13 protein-coding genes are annotated in these 13,492 nt (G+C 62.4%); 6 read left to right on the top strand and 7 right to left on the bottom strand.

From position 1 onward, the window contains the following. Positions 1 to 582: 582 nt before the first annotated feature. Both ahpF and ahpC read right to left on the bottom strand, forming a co-directional pair. On the bottom strand, positions 583 to 2,145 hold the full coding sequence (gene ahpF, locus FQ668_RS12245; RefSeq protein ID WP_019438776.1) for an alkyl hydroperoxide reductase subunit F: 1,563 nt from the start codon (positions 2,143 to 2,145) through the stop codon (positions 583 to 585). A 124-nt stretch (positions 2,146 to 2,269) separates the two neighbouring features. Next, positions 2,270 to 2,833, bottom strand: a complete 564-nt coding sequence (gene ahpC, locus FQ668_RS12240; RefSeq protein ID WP_003250537.1) for an alkyl hydroperoxide reductase subunit C — start codon at positions 2,831 to 2,833, stop codon at positions 2,270 to 2,272. Positions 2,834 to 3,154: 321 nt separating this feature from the next. Here ahpC and FQ668_RS12235 point away from each other — a divergent pair, with 321 nt between their 5' ends. Beyond that, positions 3,155 to 4,219, top strand: a complete 1,065-nt coding sequence (locus tag FQ668_RS12235; protein WP_014591573.1) for a TerC family protein — start codon at positions 3,155 to 3,157, stop codon at positions 4,217 to 4,219. A 95-nt stretch (positions 4,220 to 4,314) separates the two neighbouring features. Here FQ668_RS12235 and FQ668_RS12230 read toward each other — a convergent pair whose 3' ends face one another. Beyond that, positions 4,315 to 5,544: an acyl-CoA dehydrogenase gene (locus FQ668_RS12230; protein ID WP_003250533.1), complete on the bottom strand. Its 1,230-nt coding sequence runs from the start codon at positions 5,542 to 5,544 to the stop codon at positions 4,315 to 4,317. Between the two features lie 140 nt (positions 5,545 to 5,684). Between FQ668_RS12230 and FQ668_RS12225 the strand changes: the two genes are divergently transcribed. Beyond that, positions 5,685 to 6,611: a LysR family transcriptional regulator gene (locus FQ668_RS12225; RefSeq protein ID WP_014591574.1), complete on the top strand. Its 927-nt coding sequence runs from the start codon at positions 5,685 to 5,687 to the stop codon at positions 6,609 to 6,611. A 193-nt stretch (positions 6,612 to 6,804) separates the two neighbouring features. Next, complete coding sequence (locus FQ668_RS12220) at positions 6,805 to 7,959, top strand: cysteine desulfurase family protein (protein WP_019438775.1); 1,155 nt, start codon at positions 6,805 to 6,807, stop codon at positions 7,957 to 7,959. Positions 7,960 to 8,016: 57 nt separating this feature from the next. On the opposite strand, the gene FQ668_RS12215 is transcribed toward FQ668_RS12220, so the two are convergent. From FQ668_RS12215 to FQ668_RS12205, 3 genes are all read right to left on the bottom strand, one after another. Further along, entirely contained in the window at positions 8,017 to 8,454 is a 438-nt protein-coding gene (locus FQ668_RS12215; RefSeq protein ID WP_012052908.1) for an RES family NAD+ phosphorylase, read from the bottom strand. Then, positions 8,451 to 8,900 carry an antitoxin Xre/MbcA/ParS toxin-binding domain-containing protein gene (locus FQ668_RS12210; protein ID WP_014591577.1) on the bottom strand — a complete coding sequence of 150 codons (450 nt, stop codon included), beginning with the start codon at positions 8,898 to 8,900 and terminating at the stop codon, positions 8,451 to 8,453. The genes FQ668_RS12215 and FQ668_RS12210 overlap by 4 nt, the downstream gene beginning before the upstream one ends. A gap of 141 nt (positions 8,901 to 9,041) precedes the next feature. Further along, entirely contained in the window at positions 9,042 to 9,695 is a 654-nt protein-coding gene (locus tag FQ668_RS12205; RefSeq protein ID WP_014591578.1) for an oxygen-insensitive NAD(P)H-dependent nitroreductase NfsB, read from the bottom strand. Between the two features lie 103 nt (positions 9,696 to 9,798). On the opposite strand from FQ668_RS12205, the gene FQ668_RS12200 reads away from it, so the two are divergent. Genes FQ668_RS12200 through FQ668_RS12190 form a run of 3 tightly spaced genes read left to right on the top strand, consistent with a single transcriptional unit; the run spans position 9,799 to position 12,236 of the window. Further along, a complete protein-coding gene (locus FQ668_RS12200; RefSeq protein WP_019438774.1) occupies positions 9,799 to 10,722 on the top strand; it encodes a LysR family transcriptional regulator in 924 nt (307 codons plus the stop codon). 48 nt (positions 10,723 to 10,770) lie between these two features. Then, positions 10,771 to 11,601: an AraC family transcriptional regulator gene (locus FQ668_RS12195; protein WP_003250518.1), complete on the top strand. Its 831-nt coding sequence runs from the start codon at positions 10,771 to 10,773 to the stop codon at positions 11,599 to 11,601. Between the two features lie 50 nt (positions 11,602 to 11,651). Next, entirely contained in the window at positions 11,652 to 12,236 is a 585-nt protein-coding gene (locus FQ668_RS12190) for a LysE family translocator (protein WP_014591580.1), read from the top strand. A gap of 39 nt (positions 12,237 to 12,275) precedes the next feature. Here the strand turns inward: FQ668_RS12190 and FQ668_RS12185 are convergent, their stop codons facing one another. Continuing rightward, on the bottom strand, positions 12,276 to 13,475 hold the full coding sequence (locus FQ668_RS12185) for a sugar transporter (protein WP_014591581.1): 1,200 nt from the start codon (positions 13,473 to 13,475) through the stop codon (positions 12,276 to 12,278). Positions 13,476 to 13,492 lie beyond the last annotated feature (17 nt).

The following is a 13,492-nucleotide window of genomic DNA, read 5'->3' as shown; positions in this document are numbered from 1 at the left end:
CTGGTGGAGATTGGCCAGCAGGCCCGGCCTCTTCGCGGGTAAACCCGCTCCTACAACGGCCTGTGTCCAACCCTCGGATGTGTGTCTACCACCGATCTGTGTAGGAGCGGGTTTACCCGCGAATACGGTAGCGGCAGCAACGGTGAACGACTGGTGGAGATTGGCCAGCAGGCCCGGCCTCTTCGCGGGTAAACCCGCTCCTACAACGGCCTGTGTCCAACCCTCGGATGTGTGTCTACCACCGATCTGTGTAGGAGCGGGTTTACCCGCGAATACGGTAGCGGCAGCAACGGTGAACGACTGGTGGAGATTGGCCAGCAGGCCCGGCCTCTTCGCGGGTGAACCCGCCCCTACGGGGATCTTCACAGTTTCAACAANCTCGGATGTGTGTCTACCACCGATCTGTGTAGGAGCGGGTTTACCCGCGAATACGGTAGCGGCAGCAACGGTGAACGACTGGTGGAGATTGGCCAGCAGGCCCGGCCTCTTCGCGGGTGAACCCGCCCCTACGGGGATCTTCACAGTTTCAACAACTGCGCAGTCCTGTGAGAGCGGCTTCAACCGCGAAAGGGCCGTACAGGCTTACGCCGGTGCCGAAGTCCGAATCAGGTGGTCAAAGGCCGCGAGCGACGCCTTGGCCCCCTCACCCACCGCAATGACGATCTGCTTGTACGGCACGGTAGTCACGTCACCTGCGGCAAACACACCCGGGATACTGGTCTGGCCCTTGGCGTCGACAATGATTTCGCCACGCGGCGACAGCTCGACGGTGCCCTTCAGCCAGTCAGTGTTAGGCAGCAGGCCAATCTGTACGAAGATGCCTTCCAGTACCACTTCGTGCTGTTCATCCGTGGTGCGGTCCTTGTAGCGCAGGCCGGTCACCTTCTCGCCATTGCCCAGCACCTCGGTGGTCAGGGCGCTGGTGATCACGTTGACGTTCGGCAGGCTGCGCAGCTTGCGTTGCAACACCGCATCGGCACGCAACTGGCTGTCGAACTCGATCAGCGTCACCTGGGCGACGATACCGGCCAGGTCGATGGCCGCTTCCACACCCGAGTTGCCGCCGCCAATCACCGCCACGCGTTTGCCCTTGAACAGCGGGCCGTCACAGTGCGGGCAGTAGGCCACGCCGCGGCCACGGTACTCTTGCTCACCCGGCACGTTCATTTCGCGCCAGCGGGCGCCAGTGGCCAGGATCACGGTCTTGGCCTTCAGCGAAGCGCCCCCCGCCAGGCGCACTTCGTGCAGAGCGCCCTCGGCGGCCGGAATCAGCGCTTCACCGCGCTGCAGGTTCATGATGTCGACGTCGTACTGTTTGACGTGCTCTTCCAGCGCCGTGGCCAGCTTCGGCCCTTCGGTTTCCTGCACCGAGATGAAGTTCTCGATGGCCAGAGTGTCCAGCACCTGGCCGCCGAAGCGCTCGGCGGCAACACCGGTGCGGATGCCCTTGCGGGCAGCGTAGATAGCAGCAGCGGCGCCAGCGGGGCCACCGCCGACAACCAGCACGTCAAAGGCTTCCTTGGCGTTGATCTTCTCGGCCTGGCGGGCGCCAGCGTTGGTGTCGATCTTGCCAATGATTTCTTCCAGGCCCATACGGCCCTGACCAAACACTTCACCGTTGAGGTAGATACTCGGTACCGCCATGATCTTGCGCGATTCCACTTCGTCCTGGAACAGCGCACCGTCGATGGCAACATGGCGCACGTTGGGGTTGAGTACCGCCATCAGGTTCAGTGCCTGGACGACGTCCGGGCAGTTCTGGCACGACAGCGAGAAGTAGGTTTCGAAGTTGAATTCACCTTCCAGGGCCTGGATCTGCTCGATCACTTCGGCACTGGCCTTGGACGGGTGGCCGCCGACTTGCAGCAGTGCCAGCACCAGCGAGGTGAACTCGTGGCCCATGGGGATGCCGGCGAAGCGCAGGCTGATATCGGCACCCGGGCGGTTCAGCGAGAACGAAGGACGACGGGCATCGGTACCGTCCGCGCTGAAGGTAATGAGGTTCGACAGGCCGGCAATCTCCACCAGCAGGTCGTGCAATTCGCGGGACTTCGCGCCGTCGTCGAGGGAGGCAACGATCTCGATCGGCTGGGTGACCCGCTCCAGGTAGGTTTTCAGTTGCGATTTAAGCGTGGCGTCCAACATACGGGCGATTCCTTTTTCAAAACTCGGATACAAAAACGCCCAGGCGAGGTCGCCCGGGCGCTTGACGGGGCGGTAGGTATTTCAGCTTTGGCGGCTGCTTACCGCCCGCGTTATGGGCATGACCTTAGATCTTGCCTACGAGGTCCAACGACGGCGCCAGAGTGGCTTCGCCTTCTTTCCACTTGGCCGGGCACACTTCGCCTGGGTGAGCGGCAACGTACTGGGCAGCCTTGACCTTACGCAGCAGTTCAGCAGCATCACGGCCAACGCCACCGTCGTTCAGCTCGACAATCTTGATCTGGCCTTCCGGGTTGATCACGAAGGTACCGCGGTCGGCCAGGCCGGCTTCTTCGATCAGCACGTCGAAGTTGCGCGAAATGACGTGAGTCGGGTCACCGATCAGCGGGTATTCGATCTTGCCGATGGTGTCGGAAGTGTCGTGCCAGGCTTTGTGAGTGAAGTGGGTGTCAGTGGAAACACCGTAGATTTCCACGCCCAGTTTCTGGAACTCGGCGTAGTTGTCAGCAAGGTCACCCAGCTCGGTCGGGCAAACGAAGGTGAAGTCGGCCGGGTAGAAGAACACGACAGACCACTTGCCTTTCAGATCGGCTTCGCTGACCTGAACGAACTCGCCTTTGTGGTAGGCGGTGGCGTTGAAGGGTTTGACCTGGCTGTTGATGATTGGCATGAGAGACGCTCCTTCATGGGGTTGGAATCAGTTGATGGATAGAATCCTAACTAATCATCCCACTGAAGGCTCATTGGCAAAGCTCATGCTTTCGATTGGTTTTGGCTATAACCGGGGTTACTTAATAGAAGGGAACGGGCTGAGCAAAGGATTGCGGACCTGAGCTCTGCACTGGCAAAGAAATGTAACAGCTCCCCATTCGGCATCACGGGCAAACGGGTCTAGGCTCAAGCCCATGTGATACCGGGCCCCTCTGACGGCAGCCAAGCCGCCATGTCGGATCACTGTTGCCTTGCAACGTCGACATTCAAGGAGGGGCTCATGACAGCTCTGCAAGCATTCCTCACAACACCTGTCCTCGGTACCAGCGCCTGGTTGTGGCTGGTGTTCATGGCCATCGTCATCGGTTTGCTGGTGCTCGACCTGGGCGTGCTGCACCGCCACGACCGGGAAATTGAAATGCGCGAGAGCCTGCTGCTGTATTCAGGCTATTTCAGTGTCGGTGTGCTGTTCGGCGCGGGGGTCTGGTACCAGTTGGGCGCGCAGTCGGCACTGGAGTTCTACACCGGTTTTTTGGTCGAGCAATCGCTGTCCATGGACAACGTGTTCGTCATGGCGATGATCTTCAGCTACTTCGCCATACCCCGCCGCTACCAGCACCGCGTGCTGTTCTGGGGCATCCTGGGCGTGGTGTTCCTGCGGGCCATCATGATCGGCGTGGGCGCGGCGCTGGTACAGAACTTTGCCTGGGTGCTTTACATCTTCGGTGCCTTCCTGCTGTTTACCGGGGTGAAAATGGCGCTGTCGAAGGAAGACAGCCGCCCGGACCTGGCCAACAACCCGATCCTCAAGTTCGTGCGGCGGCACATGCGGGTTACCGACCAGATCCATGGCTCGCACTTCTTCGTACGCCACACCCCGGCCGGGCACAGCAAGGCGTTGCGTTATGCCACCCCGCTGTTCCTGGCGCTGGTACTGATCGAACTGGCCGACCTGGTGTTTGCCGTCGACAGCGTGCCGGCGATCTTCGCCATCACCCAGGACCCGTTCATCGTCTACACCTCCAACATCTTCGCCATCCTCGGCTTACGCTCGCTGTATTTCGCGCTGGCGGCGCTGATGCACCGGTTCGTTTATCTCAAGTACGCACTGGCGCTGGTGTTGATCTTCATTGGCTGCAAGATTTTCTACCACGGCATGGTGGGCAAGGTGCCGGCGCTGCTGTCGTTGGGCGTGACATTCGGGTTGTTGCTGGGTGGGGTGGTGATTTCGTTGATCAAGACGCGGGGGCAAAAAAAGGATGACATTGTGGATGGGCACCAGCCGCACGCCATTGGACAAGAACCCGCGTCCAAGAGGGAAAAAGACACGCAACTAGGTGCCTGAGTGAATCACTTGCACTGGCCACGTCGCGGGCAAGCTGAGTGCTGCCCGTGTAGGCGCGGGTTCACCCGCGAATGGGCCGGGGCAGGCTGACGCGTTCACCGCCCGCTGCGCAACATCTCCACCGGCACATACTTGCCAATCTCGTATTTGCCAATCGCGGCCCGGTGCACTTCATCCGGCCCGTCAGCCAGGCGCAAGGTGCGCTGCATGGCATACATGTAGGCCAGCGGGAAATCACCGCTTACCCCTGCCCCACCATGTATCTGGATAGCCCGGTCGATCACTTTCAAGGCCACGTTCGGCGCCACCACCTTGATCTGGGCGATCTCGCTACGGGCCACCTTGTTGCCGACAGTGTCCATCATGTAGGCCGCTTTGAGCGTCAGCAGCCGGGCCATGTCGATTTCCATGCGCGAGTCAGCGATCTTGTCGACGTTGCCGCCCAAGCGTGCCAGTGGCCGACCAAAAGCAGTACGCTCCACCGAGCGCTTGCACATCAGCTCCAGTGCGCGCTCGGCCATGCCGATCGAGCGCATGCAGTGGTGGATACGCCCTGGGCCCAGGCGGCCCTGGGCAATTTCGAAGCCGCGGCCTTCGCCAAGGATCACGTTTTCGTACGGCACCCGCACATTCTCGAAAAGGACTTCGGCATGACCATGGGGCGCATCGTCATAACCGAACACCGGCAGCGGGCGGACGATCTTCACGCCTGGCGTGTCGGTCGGCACCAGCACCATGGAATGCTGCTGGTGGCGTGGCCCTTCAGGGTCAGACAGGCCCATGAAGATCATGACCTTGCAGCGCGGGTCGCAGGCGCCGGAAGTCCACCACTTGCGGCCGTTGATCACCCACTCGTCACCGTCCCGTATGGCGGTAGCAGCCATGTTGGTGGCGTCCGACGAGGCCACGTCTGGTTCGGTCATGGCAAACGCCGAGCGGATCTCGCCCCGCAGCAGCGGCTCCAGCCACTGGCGTTTCTGCGCCTCGCTGCCATAGCGCACCAGCACTTCCATGTTGCCGGTGTCCGGTGCCGAGCAGTTGAACGGCTCCGGCCCGAGCAACGAGCGGCCCATGATTTCTGCCAACGGTGCGTACTCCAGGTTACTCAGGCCAGCGCCGTATTCCGACTCTGGCAAGAACAGGTTCCACAACCCTTCGGCGCGGGCCTTGGCCTTGAGCGCCTCCATGATTGCAGTGGGCTGCCAGCGGTCACCCTCGGCGACCTGGCGCTCGAACACGGCTTCGGCGGGGTAGACATGAGCGTCCATGAACGCAGTGACACGCTCGCGCAGTGCCTGGACCTTGGGCGAATAGGCGAAATCCATCTGGGCTACCTTCACAGTTCGGAATACTTGGGCCAGAGCCTAGAGCAGCATTGCTCCATCCACCTAGTCTATTTTCCGCGTGTATAAACATTCATAACCGATATATGATCGGCCGATAATTCCAACAAAGAGCGGCGCCCATGAACCTTAGCAAGGTCGACCTCAACCTGTTCATCGTGTTCGATGCGATCTACACCGAAGCCAACCTGACCCGCGCCGGGCAGATCGTCGGCATTACCCAGCCGGCAGTGTCCAATGCCCTGTCGCGCCTGCGCGAAACCTTCAATGACCCGCTGTTCGTGCGCACCGCGCAAGGCATGGTGCCCACACCCATGGCGCAGAACATCATCGGCCCGGTGCGCAACGCCCTGGCGCTGCTGCGGACCTCGGTGCAGGAAAGCCGCACGTTCAACCCGCAGCAGGCCAACAAGACCTTTCGCATCAGCATGACCGACCTTACCGAAGCGGTCATCTTGCCGCCGCTGTTCCAGCGCCTGCGCCGCCTGGCGCCGGCGGTAATGATCGAGAGCTTCCTGTGCAAGCGCCGCGAGACCACCAAGGAACTCGCGGCCGGCCGCCTGGACTTTGCCATCGACGCGCCACTGAACACCGACCCGCAGGTGCGCCACATCAAATTGATGCAGGACCGCTATGTCTGCGCCCTGCGCCAGGGCCACCCGCTGGCCGACAGTAAGCTGACCCTCGACAGCTACCTTGGCATGACCCACATCCATATCTCCAGCCGCCGCAACGGCCTGGGTTACGTCGACCTGGCGCTGGGCAAGATGGGTGTTCAACGCAAGGTCGCCCTGCGTTCGCAACACTACCTGATGGCGTCGCAGGTGTTGCAGCAGACCGACATGGCGATGACGGTTCCCGAGCGCTTCGCCCGTCGCCATCAGTTGCGTTATCAGGCGCTGCCGGTGGAGGTGCCTGCACTGGAAACGCACCTGTACTGGCATGAAAGCACCGACCAGGACCCGGCCAACCGCTGGATGCGCGAACAGATCACCGAATTGTGCGAGCGCGTGGTTGCAGAGGAAGAGAAGGCTCTGGAGCCCACCTGACGGTGCCGGCGAGGGACCCTTCATGACCTTCACCAGACAAAGTAGAAAACCCTATGAAAGTTCTTCGATAGAGAATTTTTTTCTAAAATAATCGCGAATCGACCTGAGGGAAACGAAAAAAACACCGCTGCTGGCAGGTACGCTTACGTCAATGATCGCCAATTTCACGGCCACTGACACGGACTCGCCCTCAATGCCTAGCGCCCCACTCTACTTCGATTACGCCGCCACTACCCCAGTCGACGACCGGGTTATCGAAACCATGCTCGCCTGCCTGGGTAACCAGGCCAACTTCGGCAACCCGGCGTCCAGCGGCCACGCCTTCGGCCAGGCTGCACGTCACGCCGTGGAGCAGGCGCGCCAACAAGTCGCCGAGTGCGTCGGCGCGCACGCCGAGCACCTGGTATGGACCTCGGGCGCGACCGAGTCCAACAACCTGGCGCTCAAGGGTATTGCCCAAGGCATCGGCCAGCCCGGGCACCTGATCACCAGCCAGCTGGAACACAAGGCCGTGCTCGACACCGTAGCCGAGCTGGAACGTCAGGGCTGGGCCGTTACGCGCCTGGCAGCGGATGCCGCTGGCCTGATTCAGCCCGCGAGTGTGCAGGCAGCATTGCGCGCTGACACCCGCCTGGTATCGCTGATGGCGGTCAACAACGAACTGGGCACGGTCACCGATTTTGCCGCGATCGGCGAGCAGGTGCGTGCCCACGGTGCCCTGCTGCACGTGGATGCCGCGCAGGCCGTGGGCAAGCTGGCTATCGACCTGCGTACGATGGCCGTGGACCTGATGTCTTTTTCGGCGCACAAGGTCTACGGGCCGAAAGGCATCGGCGCGCTGTATGTCGGGCCGCGCGCCCGCGTGCTGATGCGTGCGCAGATGCACGGCGGCGGCCATGAGCAGGGCCTGCGTTCCGGCACCCTGGCGACCCATCAGATAGCGGGCATGGGCAGTGCCTTTGCCTTGGCCGGCCAACCTGGCGACAGCGAGCACCAGCGCCTTGAGCAACTGGCAAGACACCTGCGCACAGGCCTGCTGGCCATGCCTGGCGTTACCCTGAACGGCTGCGCCAAGCAACGCATTCCCCATACCTTGAACCTGTGCATCGACAGCAAGGGCTTCAACAGCACGGCGCTGGCCGGCGAGCTGGCCTTGTCGACCACCTCGGCCTGCAACTCGGCGAGCAACGCTGCCTCGCATGTGCTGCTGGCACTGGGGCTGGATGAGCGTCAGGCTCGCAACAGTGTGCGCTTGAGCATCGGCCGTTTCAGCACCGAGGCTGACGTGGACAAGGCGCTCGAAGTGTTTGGCCGAGTGCTGACGACAGCATCGGCCGCACTGTGGTGACCACCTCGGCTGTTTTCGCCTTGCCTGACCTGCGTCTCAAGACTTTTCGTACAGAGGCTAGAACAGGCGGCTGTCCGGGGTGAAATCCTCAACCTGGATTTTCGCGCTCTGCGCCTGCGGGTGCCGTGGGTTGAACAGGTAATTGGTGGTGCTGGGCATGATCGCGCTTGGCACCGGCAGCAGCAATGCCGAACCGTCATCCAGAAAGCGATTGCCCAGCGTACGGGTCAACTCAGGTTGGGCAGACCAGCCGGGCTGCAAAGCGGGCAACTGCGCCTGGGAAACCGTGTCGGGCAGTTCGATGCGCAGCAAGCGCATGGTGGTAGGGAAATCTTCGGGGTCGATCTCCAGGTGCACCAACACTTCCAGCATCGCCCCGGGAGGGCTGGTGGCGGCATACACCACTGGCCGACCCGCCTGGTGCCAGCGGCCACTTACACGCAAGCCCCCCGTACCGCTCAAGTCTGCATAGGCGCTGATTCGCCACAAAATCACAGGCCATAGCCCTCGGCAATCTGCAGCAGCATTTCTTCGACCTGCGTGGTGCCTTGCTGGGTGGTGAGCATCTGCATCGGCGTCAGCCCCGAGAAGCGTTCCTTAGGCTTGGAAAGCCAGCGTTTGGCCTTGCCCACTTCCCCGAACACAGCCTCGGCCATGGCGGTGATGTGGGCCGAGCGGAACAGCCGGTCGCTCTCATCCACGGTCAGCGGTTGGTCACGCTCGATACGGGATTTGAGGGTGCGCAGCGGAATGATCTGGTCGCGCTCCACCGGCGTGAGCACACCGCGTTCAGTCAGCTTTACCAACCAGGTGGCGGCAAAACCATCGGTGATGCGGGTGTGGATTTCGAAGTCACTGGCAAGCTCGGGAATGTCCAGCAGCGCCTGCAAGCGCGCCCGGTACTCGTGGTAACCGTTGTCGCGTAGCACTTCGGCAAGCATGGCAGGCTCCTTTTCGGCATTTGCCGACAAGTATGCGGTATATGCCGGGTCATTGCCAGTTTGCCTGGTCGGGTGGTCGACGCCAGGGCTTTGCCGATTTACCGCCAGCATTGCCAGGGCCGCACAGCGGCCCCGCAAACCTCACAGGAAGGTGAACACTTGCGATGCCGGCAACCGCGACTTGTTCAGCCCGGCATTGAAGTCCGCCTCACTGCGATAACCCAGGCTCAGGATCACCACACTGGTGAACCCACGCTCACGCAAGCCCAGTTCGGCATCGAGGACCTTGCTGTCGAAGCCCTCGATCGGCGTGGCATCCAGCCCATGCGCCGCCGCACCCAGCAAGGCAGTACCCAGCGCCAAATAGGTTTGCTTTTCCATCCAGTGCTGCACATCCTTCTGGTCGAAGCGGTGCAGGTTGACGTAGTGACGGCGGCTCTGGTTTTGCCCGGCGCGCGCTTGCTCATCACGGAAACGGCCATCGGCGGCCTCTTGATCGAGCACGGCGTTCAGGTGTTCTTCAGTCATCTCGGTACGGGTGCAGAACACGATCACATGCGAGGCATCGAGAAGCTTCTGCGTGTTGTAGGCATAACCCTCAGCAGTGCTCTTGGCCAGGCGGGCCTTGCCTTCGGCCGTGTCGGCGACGATGAAATGCCAGGGCTGGGAATTGACCGACGACGGGCTGTGACGCAGTTGCTCGAGCAGGGCGTCGACAGTGGCCTGGGGAATGCGGCGTGAGGCATCGTAAGCTTTGGTGGTGTAACGGCGCTTGGCCAGCGATACGGTATCCATGCGACAACTCCGGAGTGAACAGTGGATTTGCCGGGCATCTTATCTTTCCAGCAAAAAAGAAAAAGCGGCACAATGTAACAACACTTTCATCCCTGGAATGAAAATGCTGCGCATCAACGACCTCGAACTGTTTGCCCGCAGCAGCGTGCTGGGTAGCTTCACTGCCGCTGCCCATGAAGCAGGCCTGCTGCCAGGCCAGGTGGCGGCCGCGATCAAACGCCTGGAGCGCGACCTGGATGTACGCCTGTTCGCCCGCACCACCCGCAGCCTGCGCCTGACCGCCGAGGGCGAGCGCTACCTGCCAACCGCACTGAATGTGCTGGAAAGCCTGCGCCAGGGCCATGAAGATCTGCATGGCAACCCAAATAGCCTGCGCGGCACCCTGCAGGTGTCGGCCCCTTCCGACATGGGCCGCAACATGTTGTTGCCCTGGCTCAGCGCCTTCCGCCACGACCACCCGGCATTGCAACTGCGCTTCTTGCTGTCCGACCAGATGGCCGACCTCAACCGCGACCCCGTGGATGTAGCCATCCGCTATGGCCTCAACCAGGATGCCAACTACATCGCCCTGCCACTGGCCGAGTGGAACCGCCGAGTGCTGGTGGCCTCGCCCGACTACCTGGCCCGTCACGGCCGCCCGCTCACCCCCGACGCGCTGCAACAGCATGCCTGCCTGCTGTATATGCAGCACAGCCGGGTGTACGACAAGTGGCAGTTGGGTAACCGCACCGTGCAGGTGCGTGGGCCGCTGGTCAGTGACGATGCCGACGTCATCCGCCGCCTGGCCATCCAGGGGGAAGGTATCGTCTACAAGTCGTGGCTGGATGTCAGCGCCAACATCGCAGCCGGTGAACTGGAAATGGTCCTGCCCGAATTGATCGGCGAGCCTACCCCGCTGACCTTGGTCTGCCCTCATCGCAAACAACTCACGCCTGCCGTGAAGCAATTGCACCTGTGGCTACGCGAACGCTTCGAGGCCCTGCGCGCCCAGGCCCTGACCAACGGCTGCACAATCGTTCCAGACTGAGCCGGGGGCATTGCGCTAAGGTAGCCATTTACCCCACGGTACACGTCCATGAGCAACTGGATCGACTTCAAACAAGACGCCGACACCGGCATCGAGTCGGTCCGTGCGCATTTTGTCGGCCATGCCTATGATCCCCACTGGCACGACAGCTTCCTGGTCGGCGTTACCGAGCAGGGCGTGCAGCAGTTCAACTGCCGCCGGGTGCGCCACCGCAGTACGCCGGGGCAGGTATTTTTACTTGAGCCTGGCGACATCCACGATGGCTTGGCACCCACCGAAGAAGGCTTCACCTATTCGACGCTGTACCTGGAGCCCGCCTGGCTCGACCAACAGCTGCGCGCGCTGTACGAGCACGCGCCGGGGGACAGCCTGCCCAGCTTTGCCGATACCCTGTGCCACGACGAACGCCTGGCGCGGGCCACCGCGCTGGCCTTCCGGGCCGTGCATGACCAGGACTTGCGCATCGTCAGGCAAACGGCCATGGACGATCTGCTGGCCTGCCTGACCCGCCACCTGCACTGGCGCCGCCGCATCAACCCCGACCCGCGCCTGCCGCTGACCGCACAGCGCGCCCGGGACTTCCTGCATGCCAATCTGGAGCGCGACATCGGCCTGGAGGACCTGGCCCAAGCCTGCGGCATTGACCGCTTTCGCCTGACGCGTGCGTTCAAGGCGGCGTTCGGCATTGCACCCCATGCCTACCTGATCCAACTGCGCCTGGCCCGCGCGCGGCGCCTGCTTGCCCAAGGCCAGACACCTGCCGAAGTGGCCGTGGCGTTGGGCTTTGCCGACCAGAGCCACTTGGGGCGCTGGTTCCGCCGCGCTTACCAGTTGACCCCGGCCGACTACCGCAGGCGCTGCTCAAACCTTCCAGACTGAATGCCGGCGGGCAGCGAACATGGTGCTTCGATGTTACGGAGCCCTGAACCATGTCGCAGTCGCTGTTGCCCTTCATTCTGTTTGCCCTGGTGTCCAGCATCAGCCCGGGGCCGACCAACCTGTTGATCCTCGCCCATGGCGCCCGCCGGGGCCTGCGCGCAAGCCTGGTGCCGATCGTGGCGGCGTGTGGCGCGGCTGCAGCCATTGTGCTGCTCGTCGGGCTGGGGCTGGGCGAACTGCTGCTGCGCCACCCCCTGGCGCAACAGCTGATGAGCTGGGCCGGGGTGCTGTGGCTGAGCAGGCTGGCGTGGAAGATGCTACGCAGTGCCGCCGCCCCGCTCCACACGACCACGGCGCCAGGCTTCAGTGCGCTCAGCGCTGCCTCGTTGCAGGTGGTGAACCCCAAGGTGTGGTTGATGGCCGTGGCGGTGGTCGGGGTATTTGCCGCGCCATCGTTGCCAGTGTGGCAGCTGGCGCTGGTGTTCTTGCTGATCGCTCTGCCGAGCATGGCCGCGTGGGCGGTGTTGGGGGTGGGGAGCACCCGGTGGCTGCAGGCACCGGGGCGGTTGCGGGTGTTCAACCAAGTGTTGGCGGGGGTTTTGTTGATATCGGCATGGGCTGCAGTATTGGCCTGAGTCTCTACTTGACTGGCAAGGGGCCTGAGCGGCCCCGGCTCAGCGTGCCAACGCCTCGCGAAAGCGCCGGGTACTGGCAACGGCCAGTACCAGCCCGACCACTGCCACGCTGCCACCCACCAGGCCGATATCCGCCACATTCATCTGGCTGCTGACGATACTGCCCAGCAGCGCACCACCGCCAATACCGATGTTGTAGATACCCGAGAACAGCGCCATGGCCACATCGGTGGCGTCGGACGCCAGCTTCAGGGTCTTGGACTGCAACGCCAGGCTGAAGCTGAGAATGGCCACGCCCCAGAACATGCTCAGCACTGCGAACACATAGAAGTTGCCCGACAGCGGCAACATCAGCAACAGGCACGCGGCGAGTACCCCGATCGAACCCACCAGGAAGCCATGCGGGAAGCGGTCGCTGTAACGGCTGAACAACAACGAACCAAAAACCCCGGCACCGCCGAACAACAGCAGCAACAGTGTGGTGCGGTCGCCGCCGATCTGCGCTACGTGCAGGGCGAACGGCTCGATATAGCTGTAAGCCGTGAACTGCGCGGTAATGACCAGCGTCACCAACAAGTAGGTAATGACCAGTGCCGGGCGCTTGAACAGGACCGGCAGGCTGCGCAACGAACCGGAGTTCTGGCTGGGCAGCAGCGGCAGCGATTTCATCAGGCACAGCATGGTGGCTAGCGCTACCCCGGCAATGCTCAGGAACGTGATGCGCCAGCCCAGTGCCTCGCCCACCACTCGGCCCAGCGGGATGCCCAGGACCATGGCCAGGGTAGTGCCGGTGGCCAGCAGGCCCAGCGCCTTGGCCTGCTGACCCGGCGGCGCCACACGCACCGCCAGCGAGGCGGTGATGGACCAGAACACCGCATGCGCCAGGGCAATGCCGATACGGCTGACCAGCAGCATGGCGAAGCTCTGCGAAAGCCACGACAGCAAGTGGCTGACAATGAACACCAGGAACACGAACAGCAGCAGACGCCGCCGTTCGATGTTGCGGGTCAGCAACATCATGGGCAACGAGGCCAGCGCCACGATCCAGGCATAGATGGTCAGCATCAGGCCGACCTGGGCAGTGCTCATGTCGAAGCTGCGGCCAATGTCACTGAGCAGCGCCACCGGGACGAACTCGGTGGTGTTGAAAATGAAGGCCGCCAAGGCCAGGGCGATGACGCTCAGCCAGCTGCCGCTGCCCGTTGTGGGCGGCAGGTGTGAGGGTATGGGTCCGTTCATGGGTGGAAACCGCTTCT

Source organism: Pseudomonas sp. Kh14, from assembly GCF_900291005.1.
GTDB classification, from domain to species: domain Bacteria; phylum Pseudomonadota; class Gammaproteobacteria; order Pseudomonadales; family Pseudomonadaceae; genus Aquipseudomonas; species Aquipseudomonas alloputida.
The sequence above is the reverse complement of the archived record's forward strand: the minus strand, read 5'-3'. Positions and strand labels throughout refer to the sequence as shown.

Bases quoted from the DNA above. Each gene is read 5' to 3' on its own strand.
- FQ668_RS12195 (WP_003250518.1), top strand. From the start codon at position 10,771: ATGAGCAACTGGATCGACTTCAAACAAGACGCCGACACCGGCATCGAG.
- FQ668_RS12210 (WP_014591577.1), bottom strand. From the start codon at position 8,900: ATGCTTGCCGAAGTGCTACGCGACAACGGTTACCACGAGTACCGGGCG.
- ahpC (WP_003250537.1), bottom strand. From the start codon at position 2,833: ATGCCAATCATCAACAGCCAGGTCAAACCCTTCAACGCCACCGCCTAC.
- FQ668_RS12185 (WP_014591581.1), bottom strand. From the start codon at position 13,475: ATGAACGGACCCATACCCTCACACCTGCCGCCCACAACGGGCAGCGGC.
- FQ668_RS12225 (WP_014591574.1), top strand. From the start codon at position 5,685: ATGAACCTTAGCAAGGTCGACCTCAACCTGTTCATCGTGTTCGATGCG.
- FQ668_RS12205 (WP_014591578.1), bottom strand. From the start codon at position 9,695: ATGGATACCGTATCGCTGGCCAAGCGCCGTTACACCACCAAAGCTTAC.
- ahpF (WP_019438776.1), bottom strand. From the start codon at position 2,145: ATGTTGGACGCCACGCTTAAATCGCAACTGAAAACCTACCTGGAGCGG.
- FQ668_RS12230 (WP_003250533.1), bottom strand. From the start codon at position 5,544: ATGGATTTCGCCTATTCGCCCAAGGTCCAGGCACTGCGCGAGCGTGTC.
- FQ668_RS12220 (WP_019438775.1), top strand. From the start codon at position 6,805: ATGCCTAGCGCCCCACTCTACTTCGATTACGCCGCCACTACCCCAGTC.
- FQ668_RS12235 (WP_014591573.1), top strand. From the start codon at position 3,155: ATGACAGCTCTGCAAGCATTCCTCACAACACCTGTCCTCGGTACCAGC.
- FQ668_RS12200 (WP_019438774.1), top strand. From the start codon at position 9,799: ATGCTGCGCATCAACGACCTCGAACTGTTTGCCCGCAGCAGCGTGCTG.
- FQ668_RS12190 (WP_014591580.1), top strand. From the start codon at position 11,652: ATGTCGCAGTCGCTGTTGCCCTTCATTCTGTTTGCCCTGGTGTCCAGC.